The sequence below is a fragment of the Hymenobacter sp. NBH84 genome, from assembly GCF_014217645.1.
In the GTDB taxonomy this organism is placed as follows: domain Bacteria; phylum Bacteroidota; class Bacteroidia; order Cytophagales; family Hymenobacteraceae; genus Hymenobacter; species Hymenobacter profundi.
Map to the genome: position 1 here is coordinate 3,910,985 of NZ_CP043644.1, position 16,417 is coordinate 3,927,401.

Sequence of the window (16,417 nt, forward strand, 5' to 3'; positions counted from 1 at the left end):
GTACTACCCTACCCACTTCTCGTAGCAGAAAAACCGCAGCCCCGGCCGAAATTCTAAGGTGATTTCGCCAGCGAAGCGGTAGCCCAGCTTCGGAAAAAGACGTTGAGTGGCTTGGTTTTCGGAGTTGGTATCTACGCGCAGCACGCGCAAGCCGTGCTGCCGGGCCAGTTCCTCGGCCTTTTGTAGCAGCGCCGCGGCCACACCCCTACCCTGCGCAACTGGGTCTACGGCCAAGCGGTGCGTTACGAGGGCTGGCTCGGTTACATCCCACTCGGCTTGGGCATACTCAGCGTCCTGATCGTTGTGGGTGAGAGCAGCAATGCCGGCCAGCTGCCCATCCAGTTCCGCCAGCCACAGGTGCTGTCGGGCAATGTCGCGCTGAAACACGGCTTCGTTGGGGTAGGAAGCTTCCCATTGAAAATTACCGGCCGCATTCATCAGCGGCACCACCCGACGGATAAGGGAGAGAATAGCGGGAATATCGGCAGGGGTAGCAAGGCGAAGCGTCATACGGCAAAAATAAAGCAGTCCGCCCAATCATCGTTTCTGATGAGTAGACGGACCGCCATAGCGTTTATGCAATCACCTACCCACGCCGCAGCACTTCGGCCGCTTCCTTCGCGAAGTACGTCAGGATGGCGTCGGCGCCGGCGCGCTTGATGCTGGTCAGCACTTCCATCATGGTTCTCTCGCCATCCACCCAGCCTTGCTGCGCGGCGGCTTTCACCATGGCATACTCGCCCGATACGTTGTAGGCCGTCACGGGTAGGGTGGTGTTATTCCGCACTTCCCGAATGATGTCGAGGTAGCTGAGGGCGGGTTTCACCATCACCATATCGGCGCCTTCCTGCTCGTCGAGGACCAACTCGCGCAGGGCTTCGCGACGGTTGGCGGGGTTCATCTGGTAGGTTTTCTTATCCCCGCGTTTGGGGGCCGAGTCAAGCGCATCACGGAAGGGACCGTAGAAGGCGGAGGCGTACTTGGCCGTGTAGCTCATGATGCTCACGTTGGAGAAGCCGTTCTTGTCCAGCACATCCCGAATCCAGGCTACGCGGCCGTCCATCATGTCGGAGGGCGCAATGACGTCGGCACCAGCGCGAGCCTGGGCCAGGGCCATCTGGCCGAGCACTTCCAGGGTAGCATCGTTGAGAATCTCACCCGACTCGGGGTCTACCACGCCGTCGTGGCCGTCGCTGGAGTAGGGGTCCATGGCCACGTCGGTCATCAACACCACTTCCGGAAACTGCCGCTTGATGTCGGCCACCGTGCGCAGATACAGGCCGTTGGGGTTGGCCGATTCGCGGGCCAAGCGGTCTTTCACGGCATCTTCCAAGCCTGGGAAAGGAGCGAAACTCTTGATGCCCAACTCCACACAACGCCCGATTTCGTCAATCAGCCGGTCGGGCGAGTACCGATGAATACCGGGCATCGACTTCACTTCTACCTCTTTATTCTGTCCATCAATCATGAACAGCGGATAGATAAAATCGTGAACCGACAGCGTAGTTTCCTGCACCAAATCGCGGATTACCTGAGACTTGCGGTTACGGCGCGGGCGGTGCGTGGGGATAATAGACATGCGAACGTGAGGTTGATTTAACGTGAAATAACAACCTGCGGCCCGTAAAGTTCGGACGCTGACGCTAGCGACGTCTTATTCTTACAGCTGGAACAGCTCCTGAATGGCTTCCAGCCAGGCGTGTGGCCCCAGCAACCCGCGCATGAAGAAGTAGTAGCCCAGCAAGCCTACTACGATACCCGCAAAAACGCCTATTCCGCCGCCAATCAATAGGCCGCCTACGATGCCGGCGGCTACTAGCACCACGCCTAGGGCTACCAGCCAGGGGTTACCTTCGGTTTCGTCCTGCGGGTGCCGCAGACGAAACGGCTGCCGGCGTGCCCGCCGAATTTGAGTGATTTCTTCCGACTTCGTAACTGGCCGGGCTAATTGCAAAGCGCGCGGCGCACGGTTTGTGGCCAGAAATTGCGCTCTTGCTGAAGCAAGCTTCTGCCGACTACGCGTGCCCACGAGCGGTAGGGTAGCAGTTAGCAGTGCCGTACTATCGGGGGTAGTAGATAGCACAGTAAAGGCCGAATCGGTGGTAGATGGGCACGGTGAGGAGTAGGCAGTCGTTTCCGGCAGCAGCACTTTCTGCTCGCTCTGGCAACCCGCCAATAGCAGTACCGGCACTAGCCCACAACCCCATAGAAATGCCTTCATCATAAAGTAAATAAACCGTCAGCGGCGGGCCAAAGATACGCAGGCTGCGTCAGTCAAAAGAGGACAACCTATTCAGAACGCCAAAATCACCTTCTCTATTACGTCGCAGGCCGCGTGTAACTGCTTTTCCGAAATCACCAGCGGCGGCGCGAATCGGATGATGTCGCCGTGGGTGGGCTTGGCCAGCACGCCGCGTTCCATCAGCGACACGCACACGTCCCAGGCCGTGCGACCGTCGGCGGCGGGCTGAATGACTACCGCGTTGAGGAGACCTTTGCCGCGTACCTCCGTTACCACTTTGGGGCGCTGCTGTTGCACCTGGCGCATTCGCTCCCGAAAGATTTCGCCCAGCCGGGCAGCATTTTCAGTGAGTTTTTCGTCGAGCAGCACGTCCAGCGCCGCCCGCAGTACCACCGAGGCCAGTGGGTTGCCGCCGAAGGTAGAGCCATGTTGGCCGGGCTGAATGGTGAGCATCACCGCATCGTCGGCTAGTACTGCCGATACAGGTAGCACGCCCCCGCTCAAGGCCTTGCCCAGCACCAGCACATCGGCGCGCACGGCTTCATAATCAGTAGCCAGCAGCTTGCCCGTGCGCCCCAACCCCGTCTGAATTTCGTCAGCAATAAACAGCACATTGTGCTTGTGGCACAGCTCGTAGGCCTTCTTCAAATAGCCTTCTGATGGCACTACTACCCCGGCTTCTCCCTGAATGGGCTCTATCAGAAAAGCGCACACGTGGCGGTTTTGCACGGCGTCGGCCAGGGCGTCCAGATCGTCGTAGGGCACTACCTGGTAGCCGGGCACGTAGGGGCCGAAGCCACCCGTGCTGTCGGGGTCGGTGGAGAAGGAGATAATGCCGGTGGTGCGGCCGTGAAAGTTGTGCTCAGCTACAAGGATAACGGCCTCGTTGGGGGCAATACCTTTTTGCTCGTAGCCCCACTTGCGCGCCAGCTTCAGGGCGGTTTCCACGGCTTCGGCCCCAGAGTTCATCAGCAGCGCTTTATCGTAGCCAAACAGCTCACACAGCTGCTTTTCCGCCTCGCCCAGTTGGTCGTTAAAGAAGGCCCGCGACGTGAGCGTGAGGCGTTTGGCCTGCGCCGTAAGGGCCCCAATGATGCGGGGGTGGCAGTGGCCTTGGTTCACAGCCGAGTAGGCCGACAGGAAGTCGTAGTATTCCTTGCCCTCCACATCCCACAATCGCGCGCCCTCGCCCCGTGTGAGCACCACTGGCAGCGGGTGATAGTTATGAGCGCCGTATTGGTCTTCGAGCTGCATCAGCTCTTGGCTGCGGGTGGTGGAGGTTGTGGTCATGGGTAGAAATCAAGTGGTTAGTAGCATACGAGGTTTATTGCGCAATGGCTTTATGCTGCGGGTCTTACCGGGGTAAAGAATCCAGGAGCTTGCCCACAAAGTTGCCTTCCTCGCTGCCGTCGGGTAGGGAGATGGTCCAGTCGAGCACAGCTTTTTCGGGAAAGGTGATTTGCTGACCCTGCGTGAAGCTCTGCACGGTGAGCAATTCATTGGCGATGATGCCCTGCACCGTTTTGTTCGACCACTCCCGCACCCGTATAAACACTTGCTCGAAAGTGCCGTCGGCATCGTAGAGGCGCGTGGTCAGAAACAGAACGTGCTCCTGGGGTAGCCCTTCCTGAAAGCGCTTTTTTACGCCGGGTAGGGTGGTGCGGGCTTGCTTCACGGCGCTGGCAATCTGCGCATCAAACTCTCGCAGGCGCCGGGCTGCATCGGTAGAGGCGAAGGCCAACGGCTGGTCGGTAGGCGCGTGGGCCGAGAGTGGCGCATAGTTGACAGGCCTTTGTTGTGCCCGCGCCGCCGGTGCAACAGCCGCCAGCAAACCAACCAACAGCGCAAAACGAAATAGTACGGTTGCGGTCATGTGCAATAATAAAACGTCTTTCTCCGAAGCTGAAACGTCCCGAATCAGCCTCCAAACTAGCAACGATGCGCTAAATGCGGATGGCTGTAGCCTCGGGCCGGTAGCCGACGTATCTTTGTTGTTCCAATGTCTACTACCCCCCTACCCCTACAGCCCGGCGACTACTACTTTACGCCCGAAGGCCTGATGGTGTTTACGGAACAGTATCACCGGCGGCGCGGCACCTGCTGCAAAAGCCGCTGCCGACACTGCCCCTGGGGCTACGGGCGCGAGAAAAAGTCTTCTCCGACGGACTCTGTCGGCAGCTAACCATCTATTTTTCAGCACTCCGGTTTGCTTTTCTCGGATAAATACCGATCTTTGCGTCCCTTTTTCTGACATAGAAACCTCTAAGTTCCTCAATATCATGGCCCGAGTTTGTGATCTGACCGGCAAGCGTACCCGTGTGGGTAACAACGTTTCGCACGCCAACAATAAGACCAAGCGTAAGTTCTACCCCAACCTGCAAAAGAAGCGCTTCTATATTCCGGAGCAGGACGCCTGGGTTACGCTGAAAGTAGCGGCTTCTACCATCCGCACGATCAACAAGAACGGCATCATGTCGGTGCTGAAGAAGGCCAAAGAGCAGGGCTTCATCGTTTACTAGCTTTATCAGCGGCTGCTACGTGCCCGTTGCGGGTGCCCGGTTACGGGACTTGTGATGGGAAGCCTACCCCGGAATTAAACAAAGGCTATATTCTTTATAGTCTGACTGTTTGACAATTCCGGAAAAGGCAGTACCTTTGCAGTCCTTAATCCAAAAACAACAGTCGAGATGGCTAAAAAAGGAAACCGGGTGCAGGTAATCCTGGAGTGCACCGAGCACAAGACCTCGGGTCAGCCGGGCACCTCGCGCTACATTACCACGAAGAATCGTAAGAATACCCCCGAGCGCATCGAGCTGAAGAAGTTCAACCCCGTGCTCAAGAAGATGACCGTTCACAAGGAAATCAAATAACCTGAGCAATGGCTAAGAAAGTAGTAGCAACCCTGAAAGTATCGGGCGGTAAAGACTGGGCGAAAGTGATTCGCGCCGTGAAATCCCCCAAAACTGGTGCCTATACCTTCCGCGAGGAAATGGTACTAGTTGACAAAGTGCAGGAGTATCTGGCTTCGGGCACCAAGTAATTTGGCGCCACTTGTGGCTACCCAACCAACGTGAAGAAGTCCCGCCAACCGTGGGACTTTTTTGTGTTGTAGGGGCGCGTTGCACGCGCCCGTCGTTGAACGCTTTTTGTTGACTGGCGGGCCATTGTGCTATTGATTACCGTTCCACGACGGGCGCGTGCAACGCGCCCCTACATACCGCCACCCCCCTATGGGACTTTTCGACTTTTTCAAAAAGGATAAAGAGAGCAAAGAGCAGCAGCAGGCGCTGGATGAAGGGTTGCAGAAAACCAAAACCAACTTCTTCGACCAGCTCAGCAAGGCCGTGGTGGGCAAAAGCACCGTGGACGAAGCCGTACTCGACGACCTAGAAACGCTGCTGGTACATGCCGACGTAGGCATCGATACTACTGTGAAGGTGATTGACCGCATCGAGAAGCGTGTAGCCCGAGATAAATATGTGAGCACCGGCGACCTGGACCGCATTCTGCGCGAGGAAATTGCCGGGCTGCTGATGAACAACAAGTCGGGCTCCTTGGCCCTGCTCGACCGCCCCGACAACACCGGCCAGCCCTACGTTATTATGGTGGTAGGCGTGAACGGGGTAGGCAAAACCACGACCATCGGCAAGCTGGCGCACCGTTTCCATAGCGCCGGCAAGAAGGTAGTATTAGGCGCCGCCGATACCTTCCGGGCCGCGGCCGTGGACCAGTTGATCATTTGGGGTGAGCGGGTAGGCGTGCCGGTGATTTCGCATGGCATGAACACCGACCCCGCCTCCGTGGCCTATGATGCCGTAAAGAAAGGCGTGGAAATGCAGGCCGATGTGGTGATTATTGACACCGCGGGCCGCCTGCACAACAAGGTGAACCTGATGAACGAGCTGAGCAAGATCAAGCGCGTGATGCAGAAGGTGATTCCCGATGCGCCCCACGAGGTCCTGCTCGTGCTGGATGGCAGCACCGGCCAGAACGCCTTCCTGCAAGCCAAGGAGTTCACCAAAGCCACCGAAGTATCGGCCTTGGCCATCACCAAGCTCGATGGCACGGCCAAGGGTGGCGTGGTCATCGGCATTTCGGACCAACTGAACGTGCCGGTGCGCTACATTGGGGTAGGCGAGAAGATGACGGATTTGCAGCTGTTCGACAAGCATACGTACGTCAACTCGCTGTTTAGCAAGAAATAAAGTCGATTTGTCATCCTGAGCGGAGCGAAGGACCTTCTCACGTTGAACGATTGTCGTTGTTACGCCAGTTGTGCAACGTGAAAAGGTCCTTCGCTCCGCTCAGGATGACAAATCGCAATATCAAGTAAGCATGAAAGTAAGAGGCCAAAAAGCCAATAAGGTCAACGTGATTACCCTGGGTTGCTCCAAGAATCTTGTCGATTCGGAGGTGCTAATGGGCCAGTTGCGCGCCAACCAGTTTGATGTGACGCACGAGGCGGAAACCAACGACGCCAACATCGTGATTGTGAACACCTGCGGCTTTATCGATAATGCCAAGCAGGAAAGCATCGACACGATTCTGCGCTATGCCGACGAGAAGGAGGCCGGCCGCCTGGATAAGCTCTACGTGATGGGCTGCCTTTCGCAACGTTACAAGGACGAGCTGGAGGTAGAGATTCCGCAAGTAGATGCCTACTTCGGCACGCTGGAAATGCCCCAGCTGATGAAGAAGCTGGAAGCAAACTATCAGCACGAGCTAGTAGGCGAGCGGTTGATTACCACACCATCGCACTACGCCTACTTCAAAATTGCCGAAGGCTGCAACCGGCCGTGCTCATTCTGCGCCATTCCGCTGATGCGGGGCAAGCACACTGACCGATCTATTGAGGACTTGGTGCGCGAAGCCAAGCGTCTGGCTAGCATGGGCACTAAGGAACTGATTCTCATTGCCCAAGACCTGACCTACTACGGCCTGCAAGCCTACGGCGAGCGGAAGCTGCCCGACCTGCTGCGCCACCTCTCCGATGTGGAGGGCATTGAGTGGATTCGGATGCAGTACGCCTACCCTTCGCAGTTTCCAATGGAGGCTCTGACGGTGATGGCCGAGCGCGACAACATCTGCAAGTACCTGGATATGCCCTTGCAGCATATTTCGGATAATATGCTGAAAACCATGCGCCGTGGCATCAGCAAGCGCCGCACCATTGAGCTGGTGGACACCATGCGCCAGCGCGTGCCGGACATTGCCCTGCGCACTACCCTCATTGCCGGCCACCCCGGCGAGACCCAGCAGGATTTCGAGGAGCTGTATCAGTGGGTAGCCGATACCAAGTTTGACCGCCTGGGCATCTTCACTTACTCGCACGAGGAAAGCACCCACGCTTATACGCTGGAAGACAACGTGCCTGCCGAGACGAAGCAGGACCGAGCCGACCAGATTATGGAGCTGCAACAGGGCATTTCGCTGGAGCTGAATGAGCAGAAGGTGGGCCAGACCTATAAGGTGTTGTTTGACCGCAAGGAGAGCGGCTACTTTGTGGGCCGCACCCAGTACGACTCGCCCGAGGTAGACAACGAGGTGCTGGTGCCCGCCACCCCCGATACTCACGTACGCCTGGGCGACTTTGCCCACGTGCGCATCAACGAGGCATCGGACTTTGATTTGTACGGCCAGTTGGTGTAGCAGACACTCTGTTACCATGAAATATTTGCCGCTCGGCCAACGCGCCGAGCGGCTTTTTTATGCCCTTCTCAAAACTCCTACCCTACTTATGGGTTAGAGGCAGATGCAGGTGTGTTGGCCGCTTTATGGCAGGTCAGCTTTTTTCTCAAACTTGCGCCCGCCCTCATTCGTCATTATGCCTGTCCACACGCTTTCGTACGCTGCTACCGGTGCTTTCTCGTCGTTACTTACAGACTACCTGAACCAGGAGTCTACCTTGCAAGCGTTCTACCACCGTTTCCCGACCCTGGAGAATTTTGCGGCGCAACTAAAAGAAAAGCAGGCAGCCTACTCGCCCGAAGCCCGACAACGGCTGTTAGAGGCTTTGCGAGAGCAATACACCGGCCTGGATGTACATCCAGCAGTGCAGGCTAGTATTGACTTACTGGCGAAAGACACTACGTTCACCATCACCACCGGCCACCAGCTCAACCTGATGACTGGGCCGCTGTACTTCATTTACAAGATTATTACGGCCGTTAAGCTGAGCCGACAGCTGAAAGAGCAGTATCCGCAATACGACTTTGTGCCGGTGTACTGGATGGCCACGGAGGACCACGATTTTGCCGAAATCAATCATTTTCAACTGTTTGGCAAAACGTACTCCTGGCAAGCCTCTGAAACCGGCGGCCCGGTAGGACGCTTGAGCCTGGAAGGGCTGCCAGAGCAGTTCCTCGACCAACTGCCGGCCGACGTACCCGCCCTCTTCCGAGAGGCTTACGAGCAAGCCTCTACCCTCACCGAGGCCACGCGTCGCCTCACGCATGCGCTGTTTGGTGAGTTTGGCTTGGTGAGTATGGATGCCGACACGCCCGCGCTGAAGCAGGCATTGGTACCGGTGATAGAAAAGGAAATTCAGGCGCAAGCCTCGCACCGCGCCGTGCAGGCCACCAATGCCGATCTGGAAGCTGCCGGGTATTCCCCGCAGGTGTATTCGCGCCCACTTAACCTGTTTTACATAACAGAGACCGGCAAGCGTGAACGACTGGAGGCCGACGAGGCCCGCGGCTGTGTAGCCGTACTGAATACCGACCACTGCTACAGCCAAGAAGAACTACTCGACTTGGCACGCCAACAACCGGAGAGGTTCAGCCCGAACGTGGTGTTGCGGCCTTTGTATCAGGAAATCTTGCTACCCAACCTGTGCTACATTGGCGGTGGCGCGGAGGTGGCCTACTGGTTTCAATTAAAGCAGGTATTTGCCGAGTATCAGGTGCCTTTCCCGATTGTGCTGCTGCGCAACTCGGGGCTGTATATCAGCAAAGCTAATGCGGGCAAGCTGCGCAAACTGGGCCTTACGGCTACGGATATCTTTCAGCCCCTACCCGAGCTGAAGAAGCAGGTGGGCGCTGCTTTGGGGCAAGAAGAAGTGAGTCTGGCCGAGCAGCAGCATACATTAGAGGAAGCGTTTAAGCAGATAAAAGCACTGGCCGAGCGCCTCGATCCTACCTTGGTGAAAGCCGTGGCCGCCGAGGGTAGCAAAGTAGCCAGCAGCGTGGCGGGGCTGGAAAAGCGCCTTTCGAAAGCCGCCGAAGCCAGGCACGAAACGTCTTATTCTCAACTCAGCGGCCTCAAAGACAAGCTCTTCCCCGACGGTGGCATGCAGGAGCGTACCGACAACGTGCTGAGCGTCTACATTAATAACCCGCACTTTTTACAGCAGCTCCTTGATACGTTTGAGCCGCTGGCGCTGGAGTTTACGGTGCTGGAAGAAGAGTAGAATGAGGTAGGGGCAGCTCGTAACCGCTTATCATACTATCTGATTTTGAAGGAGCCTTTTCTATTTCAATGTTGTGCCTGCTAACAACGGGCGGAGGCAAGCCGCCCCTACCCTACCGCCTCGCATATGCTGAAAGCCGAACTTCGCCGTACCGCCTCAGCTGCCCGCCGCGCCCTACCCGCCGCCGAGGTAGCACGCCGTAGCGCGGCGCTCCTTCAACAGTTAAAGCAGCACTTCGAGGTAGCCCAGTGGAGCTGGCTGCATGTATTCCTACCCGCCGCCCAGCAGCACGAGCCGGATACGTGGCCTATCATTCGTTGGCTGTGGGCCGAGCATCCGGCTGTGCAAGTGGCGGTGCCGGTAGTGCAGGCCGATGGCGTTACGCTACGCCACTACCACCTCAACCCCGACACGCGTCTAGTAGAAAGCCGCTGGGGCATTCCTGAGCCCGTCGGTGCGGCCGAGGTAGCGCCTGCCGCCATTGATGCGGTGCTGCTGCCCTTGCTTGCCTTCGATGAGCGGGGCCAGCGGGTAGGCTACGGCAAAGGCTTCTACGACCGGTTCTTGGCCGAGTGCCGGCCCGAAACCCTGCGTATCGGTATTAGCCTGGAACCGCCGGTACTGCAGATTACCGATGTGTGGCCTGGCGACATGCCCCTGCACGCCTGCCTCACGCCGGAGCGGGTCTGGTTGTTTTGAAAGGTAGCACGCATAAGCGCTGGCAGACAATAGCATAGGTGCAGTGCAATACTGCTATATTCATTGGCGTTGGCGGAGTATCCATTCATCTCAACCACTACAACGCTATGGCCGACATCCAACCAGCCGCCCCTGCTAAAAATGGTAAGCCCCGTGCTAAAAAAATGGCCTTTCGTCTCGACATGACGCCGATGGTAGACCTGGCCTTTCTGCTACTCACCTTTTTTATGCTGACCAGCACGTTCAGCAAACCCAACGTTATGGAACTGGCTATGCCCGCGAAAGGTCTGGGTACTGATGTACCGGGTAGCAAAGCGCTTACGCTGATTTTGGGTAAGCACAATCAAGTGCATTACTTCTATGGCGTGAACGAGACCGGCACCGCCGCCGCGCCTACCCTCCATACCACAGACTACAGTGCCCATGGCCTCCGGCAGGTATTGCTGACCCTACAACGCCAGCAGACTGGTGCTGTTGTCCTCATCAAATCCGAACAGGAATCGACCTACGGCAACTTGGTAGACGCCTTGGATGAAATGAACATCACCAGCCAGAAGAAATACGCCCTCGTCGACCTTGACCGTAACGATCGGGCTCTTTTGCAGCAGAATGGCTTGTAAACAGCCGCCTCACAACACCTCCGCTTTTGTGATGCGTGCCTGCCCCCAAGGAGCAATACTGACGTGCACCAGCAACGCGTGTGGCCCTTTCTTATTCAGCACTTTCACCTGGTTTTCCGGCGCGTAGTAGCGTTCCAGACCATAGCGTAGGCGCAGGGTACGACGACTGCTGCCCACTACCCAACCGCGCAGGATCACCTGATCGGGGAGCAGGGTGCTTGGTTCCTGGTTGTAGACGCGCACAGCGACGTAGGCATCGCCCTGGGCACGCAGCGCCACATACACCGGCTGGCGGCGGCGCGGCTTATTGGCTTCCTGCCACAGCGTGAGGGGTAGGTAGGTGATGCCGTAGGTTAGGCGCAGGTGGTCGCGCTCCAGCAGGTCGCGGGGGTTGACGGGGGCCGTACGCAACTGCACCGTGCGGCCGTAGGCGGTGGTGGCGTAGCCAGCCGCCGCCACCGCCACAATGAATAATAACTGCGCGCCCACCAGCAACAGAAGCCACAACCGACGATTGGCAGGGGTAGGAAGAACAGGCATACGCTACAGCTTTTCGGGTGGTGCGGCCGGCGCAGTGGTTTGCACGGCCCGCCGGCGCAGGTACCAGCTCAGACTCAGCAACAAAATGCCCCCGAGCAGGAAAAACAACGATTTGTCCATGAAGCCCCACGTGAGCTTGAAGTAGGCCACAGCGGTAGTGAGGATAAACAGTACTGTGCCCAGCGTCACGCGGTCGGGGTTTTGCTCTTGGTGGGCACGCCAAAGCAACGTGCCTGTGTAGGCGTAGAGGACCACCAGCGCCGCTACGGCCAGCGGCAGGCCGGCGGGCAGGTAGAAATCGGGTAGCAGCAGCAGCCAGTCGGTAGCGCTGCCCAAACGGCCCCGCGCCTTTTTGCCCAGCAACGACAAGACCAGCACTGCCCCCAGCGCCGCCAGATAGGCCAGCAGGGGCGGCCGCAGGCGGTCGGTGTAGCTGCCAGCTTCCCCAAAAATGGCCAGCCCCAGCACAAACAGAAACGCCGCCACCAGGGGCGGCCCCTGCAACGCCCTACCCGCCGGGCGGTCGGCCTGCCAGTCGCCGAACGTGTAGATGAGCATGGCCGCCACAAAGAACCAGGTGATTTTGATGTGCAGCACGCCAATGAGCAAACCGGCTTGCCAGAGCAGGCCGGTCGCTAGCACCGCACCCAGCAAGGCATCGGGGTAGCGCCACCAGTAGTAGCCCAGCGTGAGAGCCGTGAAAACGGCGGTAGCGTAGCTGAACGCGCCCAGCGCCTCGGTGTTGTAGCCCTGCACAATGCCGCCGATGGCCACCGTCATCACAAACAGTAGACGCGAGCGGTAGAGGTAGGTGAGACCTACTCCCGCCACGCCCCAGGCCACCAGGCCCGTTACGTCGTAGCCAATGAGCTGAAACATCTGGCTGGTGAGGATAATGCTGGTGCCAAATAAAATCAGCCCCAGCCCCACCAAGCCCATACCCAACTGCGTGTTGCCACGCCGCCGGAAATATTCGCCCGCCACGTAGCTTCCCGCTACCGAGCCCAGTAGGATTCCGAAGCGCACCAGTAGCGGCAGCTCCTGCCAGTTGGCGGCAATCAGGCTTAGGGCGCTCAGCAGCACCAGCAGGCTCCCTAGCAACGGCAGTAGCCCAATAGCTTTATCATCAATGGGATACAATGCCAGTAGCCGCTGCTCCTGCTCGGTGGTAATAATACCCTGCGCTACCCATTTCGGGCCTTCGACTTCAATAACCTTACGACTCATAGCTTCTGCAATATGGGCAGAATGAAGGATAGAGGGTTCATACTAGGAAAGCTATTTAGCAAGCAATATTTTCAATAGTTGTCATCCTGAGCAGTGCGAAGGATGACAACTATTTGATAAGCTCAACCCCTTGTTAAACTGCTTCTACATTTTATTCATATACGCTGGCGCCTTTCAGGATATCAGCAAACAGTTTCCATGACGCTTGTTCAGCATCTACTTCTTGACCTGTATTTAGGTAAAATCCATCTATATCTTCAGCATATCGACTCACTGCTTCTAAATAATCTGACAAACTTTTGTTCTCCCATTCATCAGCGTTGCTTATCAACTCTTGCTGGAGTACGAACAGAAATTCAATAAACGATTTCCTGTCTGTGACATTAATTTCATTAAAATCTATGCTCATAGCTACTTTTTGACAAACCAATTAATGCCATTCTATTCCTTATTCCTTCCGCGCCCGCGTCATCTCGCGCTTGCCTACTGGCCCCGGTAGTTTTTCTACCAGCCAGCCAGCGGCTTTCAGGCTTCTACGGAAGCTACCTTTGGCGCAGTAGCTGGTGAGCAGGCAGCCCGGCGCTGCGGCGGCGTAGAGCTGGGCAAATACCGCGTCGGTCCACATGTCGGGTTGCTTTTCAGGGGCGAAAGCGTCGAAGTAGATGACCTGGTAGTGGTTGGCGGGTAGGGCGGTGTGCTGCAGCTCGCCGGTGATTTTGCGCAGCAGAAAGCGCGGGAGCAACGGCACGGCCTCGTCCCAGGCCGCCGCGTGTAGTTGGCTGAACTGGTCCAACAATTCCGGGTTCAGGAGGTAGCGCTCGGGATGCAGATCGGCTACCACGGCGGGGGGTAGGGGGTGCTTTTCTATTGTGTCGTAGGCCACGGCTACAGGGGCAGTGAGGCTACGTTGCAGGGTGAGGATGGCGTTGAGGCCGGTTCCGAAGCCGATTTCCAGCACCCGCACAGTATCGGTGGCGGCGACTAGGGCGGGTTCCAGGGTCGCTTCTAGGTACACATGCTGGGCTTCCTGCACGGCGCCGTGGGTGGAGTGGTAGTGCTCGTCCAGCGCTGGCACGTAGAGCGTGCTGGAACCGTCGGCGGTGGGGCGAACTTCTACTTGCATCTGAGGTGTGGTTATTTGTGTCGAAAGGACGTTCAGACAGGTACAACGGAACAAATAACCAAAAACCATCCGTAAGTAATCAAAAACTAACGCGCATGCCTCGTATCAAAGTTGCCCTACCCGACACCTACCTGCTCACAGTTGCCCTTCCCATCCGCATCACTGACCTGAACTACGGCGCCCACCTCGGCAACGACGCCCTGTTGAGCCTACTGCACGAAGCGCGGGTGCAGTTCTTGCAGTTTCTGGGACAACCGGAATATGACCCCGCCACGCGCCAGGGCTTTATCATGGCCGATGTGGCCGTGGAGTACAAAGGCGAAGGATTTCACGGCGACACGCTACATATCCAACTCGCCGCCACCGACCACCACAAATATGGCTTCGACGTGGTTTATTGGGTGAAAAACCAGCACGGCAACGAAATAGCCCGCGCCAAAACCGGCATGCTCTGCTTCGACTACACCACCCGCAAGCTGCGGCCTCTACCCGAAGCCGTCGTCACGCGTTTTACTAGTCCGGCCGAATGAACGGGGTAGCAAACAACCACACGTTCCGGCTCCTGCTTGTCTCGCCTCCCGCTACCATCGCCACGGAGCTGCCCACGCTACAGCGCTTGTTTGAAGCTGGTTTACAGTCATTTCATCTGCGCAAACCCGGCGCTTCCGTCTCGGAAGTAGAAGCCTACCTACGTGCCGTACCACGACAGTACCACAGGCTCATGGTACTACACGGACAATACGAGTTGGCGCAACACTATCAGGTAGGCGGGCTGCACCTACCAGCCGCGGCACGGGCTACCTGGGTCGCGCGGGCGCACCTGCAGCAGCCGGGCCACAGCCTTTCCACCTCGTTGCACAGCCTTACCGAGTTGCGCCAGCACCGTCGTCGCTACAATTACGTGTTTCTGAGCCCGATTTTCGACAGCATCAGCAAGCAGGGTTACGGGCACGCATTTGCGCTGACGGAGGTGCAACAGCAGCTACAGCGGCTGCAACAGCGTCAGCAGTACGTGCCACAGGTGGTAGCGTTGGGCGGCATCACGCCCGATAACATAGCGCAGGTGCGAGCGGCGGGCTTTGCCGGAGCGGCGGTGCTGGGCAGCGTGTGGCAAGCGGCTGACCCGGTGGCGGCGTTTCAGCAGCTATGGCGTGAACTTTAATGCACAACGATGGCGAGGGGCTGTGCCCCGTGCCGACTATGCGCAGGCCTCTGGCCTGCACCACTAGAACAATTTGCTTGAGCAATCCTAACGGCGCGGACGACAGCAGGCCGGAGGCCTGCGCATAGTCGGCACGGGGCACAGCCCCGCGCCATGGCCGGCGCCTGCTGTAGATGAGCCTACGCAGCCATTTACCAGTCTTGCAACCCGTTATGCAGCGAGGCTACCTGCTGAAAACCATTAGCCAACAGCAGCTCAGCAGCCTGGCGGCTGCGCTTGCCGCTGGCGCAATGCACCACCACGGGTACCGCAGGGTCGAGGGTAGAAAGAGCAGCGGCGAGCTGGCCCAACGGAATCAAGCGGCCGCCGATGTGACGGGCGGCGTATTCGTGCGGCTCGCGCACATCAAGGAGCTGCAACGGCTCCTGGGCCTGGAGCTTCTGGCGCAGCTCGTCGGCGTTAATTTCGGGGACGACGTCGGTTGGGGCATCACCGCAGAAGGCATCATAATCGATTAACGCGGTGAGCTGCTGGTTGCCCGGCACCGCCTGGAAGCGCAGGGTACGGAACTGCATATACAGCGCATCAAACACCAATAGCCGCCCGCTCAGCACCTCCCCTATACCCATAACAACCTTCAGTGTTTCAGATGCTTGCAGCGTACCTATGATACCTGGCAGCACGCCCAGCACCCCAATTTCGTTGCAGTTGGGCGCCTCGCCAGGAGCGGGCGGTTGCGCAAACAGGCAGCGGTAGGTAGGCCCGCTCTGGTAGTTGAACACCGATACCTGCCCTTCAAACTTGAAAATGGCCCCAAATACCAGCGGCTTGCCCAGTAGCACGCACGCATCACTCACCAAATAGCGTGTGGCGAAGTTGTCGGTGCAGTCCACCACCACATCGTATTCGGCCATGATTTCCAGCGCATTGGCCGCCGACAGGCGCACCCGCAAGGGCTGCACCGCCACGAGCGGATTCTGCGCCCGCAGCTTCTCGGCGGCGGCTACGGCTTTGGGGCGACCCACATCGGCGGTGGCGTAGAGCACCTGGCGTTGCAGGTTGCTTTCGTCTACGGTGTCGTGGTCGAGCAGGCCGAGGGTGCCTACCCCGGCCGCCGCCAGGTATTGCAGCACCGGGCAGCCCAGGCCGCCACAGCCTACCACCAGCACACGGGCAGCTTTCAGCTTCTCCTGGCCCTCAGAACCAATTTCGGGTAGGCGCAGATGACGGTCGTAGCGGCGGGTTTCGGCGGGGGTAAGCATGGGTAGTAAACGCGCAGGGGTAGGGTTTGTTTTTGCTGGGATAGAGTTAGTTTTTCTGTCATCATGAGCTTGCGAAGGACCTTCTTACACCAGAACGAGTCGTTGTTCCGTCTACTGTTCATGCGCGAGAAGAT

At 57.8% G+C, this 16,417-nt stretch carries 21 protein-coding genes; 11 read left to right on the top strand and 10 right to left on the bottom strand.

Going from position 1 to position 16,417, the window contains the following annotated elements:
* Positions 1-3: 3 nt before the first annotated feature.
* The 5 genes from F1C16_RS16420 to F1C16_RS16440 all read right to left on the bottom strand — a co-directional run bounded on the left by F1C16_RS16420 (position 4) and on the right by F1C16_RS16440 (position 4,115).
* Positions 4-510 (bottom strand): GNAT family N-acetyltransferase, encoded by a 507-nt coding sequence (locus tag F1C16_RS16420; RefSeq protein WP_185281698.1) that lies wholly within the window; start codon positions 508-510, stop codon positions 4-6.
* Positions 511-586: 76 nt separating this feature from the next.
* Positions 587-1,579, bottom strand: a complete 993-nt coding sequence (gene hemB / locus F1C16_RS16425; protein ID WP_185281699.1) for a porphobilinogen synthase — start codon at positions 1,577-1,579, stop codon at positions 587-589.
* Between the two features lie 81 nt (positions 1,580-1,660).
* Positions 1,661-2,224 carry a hypothetical protein gene (locus F1C16_RS16430; RefSeq protein WP_185281700.1) on the bottom strand — a complete coding sequence of 188 codons (564 nt, stop codon included), beginning with the start codon at positions 2,222-2,224 and terminating at the stop codon, positions 1,661-1,663.
* A 69-nt stretch (positions 2,225-2,293) separates the two neighbouring features.
* Positions 2,294-3,532 carry an ornithine--oxo-acid transaminase gene (gene rocD / locus F1C16_RS16435; protein ID WP_185281701.1) on the bottom strand — a complete coding sequence of 413 codons (1,239 nt, stop codon included), beginning with the start codon at positions 3,530-3,532 and terminating at the stop codon, positions 2,294-2,296.
* Positions 3,533-3,596: 64 nt separating this feature from the next.
* Positions 3,597-4,115, bottom strand: a complete 519-nt coding sequence (locus F1C16_RS16440) for a DUF2314 domain-containing protein (RefSeq protein ID WP_185281702.1) — start codon at positions 4,113-4,115, stop codon at positions 3,597-3,599.
* A gap of 126 nt (positions 4,116-4,241) precedes the next feature.
* On the opposite strand from F1C16_RS16440, the gene F1C16_RS16445 reads away from it, so the two are divergent.
* From F1C16_RS16445 to F1C16_RS16485, 9 genes are all read left to right on the top strand, one after another.
* A complete protein-coding gene (locus F1C16_RS16445) occupies positions 4,242-4,424 on the top strand; it encodes a DUF5522 domain-containing protein (RefSeq protein WP_185281703.1) in 183 nt (60 codons plus the stop codon).
* A gap of 97 nt (positions 4,425-4,521) precedes the next feature.
* A complete protein-coding gene (gene rpmB, locus F1C16_RS16450) occupies positions 4,522-4,761 on the top strand; it encodes a 50S ribosomal protein L28 (RefSeq protein WP_110976335.1) in 240 nt (79 codons plus the stop codon).
* Positions 4,762-4,929: 168 nt separating this feature from the next.
* On the top strand, positions 4,930-5,112 hold the full coding sequence (gene rpmG / locus F1C16_RS16455; RefSeq protein ID WP_185281704.1) for a 50S ribosomal protein L33: 183 nt from the start codon (positions 4,930-4,932) through the stop codon (positions 5,110-5,112).
* Positions 5,113-5,120: 8 nt separating this feature from the next.
* Positions 5,121-5,282, top strand: a complete 162-nt coding sequence (locus F1C16_RS16460) for a DUF4295 domain-containing protein (protein WP_185281705.1) — start codon at positions 5,121-5,123, stop codon at positions 5,280-5,282.
* Positions 5,283-5,472: 190 nt separating this feature from the next.
* Positions 5,473-6,447, top strand: a complete 975-nt coding sequence (ftsY, locus tag F1C16_RS16465; RefSeq protein ID WP_185281706.1) for a signal recognition particle-docking protein FtsY — start codon at positions 5,473-5,475, stop codon at positions 6,445-6,447.
* A gap of 130 nt (positions 6,448-6,577) precedes the next feature.
* Entirely contained in the window at positions 6,578-7,891 is a 1,314-nt protein-coding gene (gene rimO, locus F1C16_RS16470; protein ID WP_185281707.1) for a 30S ribosomal protein S12 methylthiotransferase RimO, read from the top strand.
* 175 nt (positions 7,892-8,066) lie between these two features.
* Positions 8,067-9,650, top strand: coding sequence for a bacillithiol biosynthesis cysteine-adding enzyme BshC (gene bshC, locus F1C16_RS16475; protein ID WP_185281708.1), 1,584 nt, complete (start codon positions 8,067-8,069; stop codon positions 9,648-9,650).
* A 126-nt stretch (positions 9,651-9,776) separates the two neighbouring features.
* Complete coding sequence (locus F1C16_RS16480; RefSeq protein WP_185281709.1) at positions 9,777-10,349, top strand: 5-formyltetrahydrofolate cyclo-ligase; 573 nt, start codon at positions 9,777-9,779, stop codon at positions 10,347-10,349.
* Between the two features lie 107 nt (positions 10,350-10,456).
* The gene (locus tag F1C16_RS16485) at positions 10,457-10,969 is read left to right on the top strand and encodes a biopolymer transporter ExbD (protein ID WP_185281710.1); all 513 of its coding nucleotides are present in this window, start codon (positions 10,457-10,459) and stop codon (positions 10,967-10,969) included.
* Positions 10,970-10,978: 9 nt separating this feature from the next.
* On the opposite strand, the gene F1C16_RS16490 is transcribed toward F1C16_RS16485, so the two are convergent.
* The 4 genes from F1C16_RS16490 to mnmD form a co-directional block, all read right to left on the bottom strand.
* Positions 10,979-11,509: a GDYXXLXY domain-containing protein gene (locus tag F1C16_RS16490; protein WP_185281711.1), complete on the bottom strand. Its 531-nt coding sequence runs from the start codon at positions 11,507-11,509 to the stop codon at positions 10,979-10,981.
* A 3-nt stretch (positions 11,510-11,512) separates the two neighbouring features.
* Positions 11,513-12,736, bottom strand: coding sequence for a DUF2157 domain-containing protein (locus tag F1C16_RS16495; RefSeq protein WP_185281712.1), 1,224 nt, complete (start codon positions 12,734-12,736; stop codon positions 11,513-11,515).
* Positions 12,737-12,887: 151 nt separating this feature from the next.
* On the bottom strand, positions 12,888-13,145 hold the full coding sequence (locus F1C16_RS16500) for a hypothetical protein (protein ID WP_185281713.1): 258 nt from the start codon (positions 13,143-13,145) through the stop codon (positions 12,888-12,890).
* A 39-nt stretch (positions 13,146-13,184) separates the two neighbouring features.
* Positions 13,185-13,859, bottom strand: coding sequence for a tRNA (5-methylaminomethyl-2-thiouridine)(34)-methyltransferase MnmD (gene mnmD / locus F1C16_RS16505; protein WP_185281714.1), 675 nt, complete (start codon positions 13,857-13,859; stop codon positions 13,185-13,187).
* A gap of 95 nt (positions 13,860-13,954) precedes the next feature.
* On the opposite strand from mnmD, the gene F1C16_RS16510 reads away from it, so the two are divergent.
* Positions 13,955-14,389, top strand: a complete 435-nt coding sequence (locus F1C16_RS16510) for a thioesterase family protein (protein WP_185281715.1) — start codon at positions 13,955-13,957, stop codon at positions 14,387-14,389.
* Positions 14,386-15,021 carry a thiamine phosphate synthase gene (locus F1C16_RS16515; RefSeq protein WP_185281716.1) on the top strand — a complete coding sequence of 212 codons (636 nt, stop codon included), beginning with the start codon at positions 14,386-14,388 and terminating at the stop codon, positions 15,019-15,021. The genes F1C16_RS16510 and F1C16_RS16515 overlap by 4 nt, the downstream gene beginning before the upstream one ends.
* A gap of 191 nt (positions 15,022-15,212) precedes the next feature.
* Here F1C16_RS16515 and moeB read toward each other — a convergent pair whose 3' ends face one another.
* Positions 15,213-16,283 (bottom strand): molybdopterin-synthase adenylyltransferase MoeB, encoded by a 1,071-nt coding sequence (gene moeB, locus F1C16_RS16520; RefSeq protein ID WP_185281717.1) that lies wholly within the window; start codon positions 16,281-16,283, stop codon positions 15,213-15,215.
* Between the last annotated feature and the right edge of the window lie 134 nt (positions 16,284-16,417).

What these genes read in the sequence shown, in the direction of transcription:
- F1C16_RS16420 (WP_185281698.1), bottom strand. Translation starts at nt 510, where the DNA reads ATGACGCTTCGCCTTGCTACCCCTGCCGATATTCCCGCTATTCTCTCC.
- hemB (WP_185281699.1), bottom strand. Translation starts at nt 1,579, where the DNA reads ATGTCTATTATCCCCACGCACCGCCCGCGCCGTAACCGCAAGTCTCAG.
- F1C16_RS16430 (WP_185281700.1), bottom strand. Translation starts at nt 2,224, where the DNA reads ATGATGAAGGCATTTCTATGGGGTTGTGGGCTAGTGCCGGTACTGCTA.
- rocD (WP_185281701.1), bottom strand. Translation starts at nt 3,532, where the DNA reads ATGACCACAACCTCCACCACCCGCAGCCAAGAGCTGATGCAGCTCGAA.
- F1C16_RS16440 (WP_185281702.1), bottom strand. Translation starts at nt 4,115, where the DNA reads ATGACCGCAACCGTACTATTTCGTTTTGCGCTGTTGGTTGGTTTGCTG.
- F1C16_RS16445 (WP_185281703.1), top strand. Translation starts at nt 4,242, where the DNA reads ATGTCTACTACCCCCCTACCCCTACAGCCCGGCGACTACTACTTTACG.
- rpmB (WP_110976335.1), top strand. Translation starts at nt 4,522, where the DNA reads ATGGCCCGAGTTTGTGATCTGACCGGCAAGCGTACCCGTGTGGGTAAC.
- rpmG (WP_185281704.1), top strand. Translation starts at nt 4,930, where the DNA reads ATGGCTAAAAAAGGAAACCGGGTGCAGGTAATCCTGGAGTGCACCGAG.
- F1C16_RS16460 (WP_185281705.1), top strand. Translation starts at nt 5,121, where the DNA reads ATGGCTAAGAAAGTAGTAGCAACCCTGAAAGTATCGGGCGGTAAAGAC.
- ftsY (WP_185281706.1), top strand. Translation starts at nt 5,473, where the DNA reads ATGGGACTTTTCGACTTTTTCAAAAAGGATAAAGAGAGCAAAGAGCAG.
- rimO (WP_185281707.1), top strand. Translation starts at nt 6,578, where the DNA reads ATGAAAGTAAGAGGCCAAAAAGCCAATAAGGTCAACGTGATTACCCTG.
- bshC (WP_185281708.1), top strand. Translation starts at nt 8,067, where the DNA reads ATGCCTGTCCACACGCTTTCGTACGCTGCTACCGGTGCTTTCTCGTCG.
- F1C16_RS16480 (WP_185281709.1), top strand. Translation starts at nt 9,777, where the DNA reads ATGCTGAAAGCCGAACTTCGCCGTACCGCCTCAGCTGCCCGCCGCGCC.
- F1C16_RS16485 (WP_185281710.1), top strand. Translation starts at nt 10,457, where the DNA reads ATGGCCGACATCCAACCAGCCGCCCCTGCTAAAAATGGTAAGCCCCGT.
- F1C16_RS16490 (WP_185281711.1), bottom strand. Translation starts at nt 11,509, where the DNA reads ATGCCTGTTCTTCCTACCCCTGCCAATCGTCGGTTGTGGCTTCTGTTG.
- F1C16_RS16495 (WP_185281712.1), bottom strand. Translation starts at nt 12,736, where the DNA reads ATGAGTCGTAAGGTTATTGAAGTCGAAGGCCCGAAATGGGTAGCGCAG.
- F1C16_RS16500 (WP_185281713.1), bottom strand. Translation starts at nt 13,145, where the DNA reads ATGAGCATAGATTTTAATGAAATTAATGTCACAGACAGGAAATCGTTT.
- mnmD (WP_185281714.1), bottom strand. Translation starts at nt 13,859, where the DNA reads ATGCAAGTAGAAGTTCGCCCCACCGCCGACGGTTCCAGCACGCTCTAC.
- F1C16_RS16510 (WP_185281715.1), top strand. Translation starts at nt 13,955, where the DNA reads ATGCCTCGTATCAAAGTTGCCCTACCCGACACCTACCTGCTCACAGTT.
- F1C16_RS16515 (WP_185281716.1), top strand. Translation starts at nt 14,386, where the DNA reads ATGAACGGGGTAGCAAACAACCACACGTTCCGGCTCCTGCTTGTCTCG.
- moeB (WP_185281717.1), bottom strand. Translation starts at nt 16,283, where the DNA reads ATGCTTACCCCCGCCGAAACCCGCCGCTACGACCGTCATCTGCGCCTA.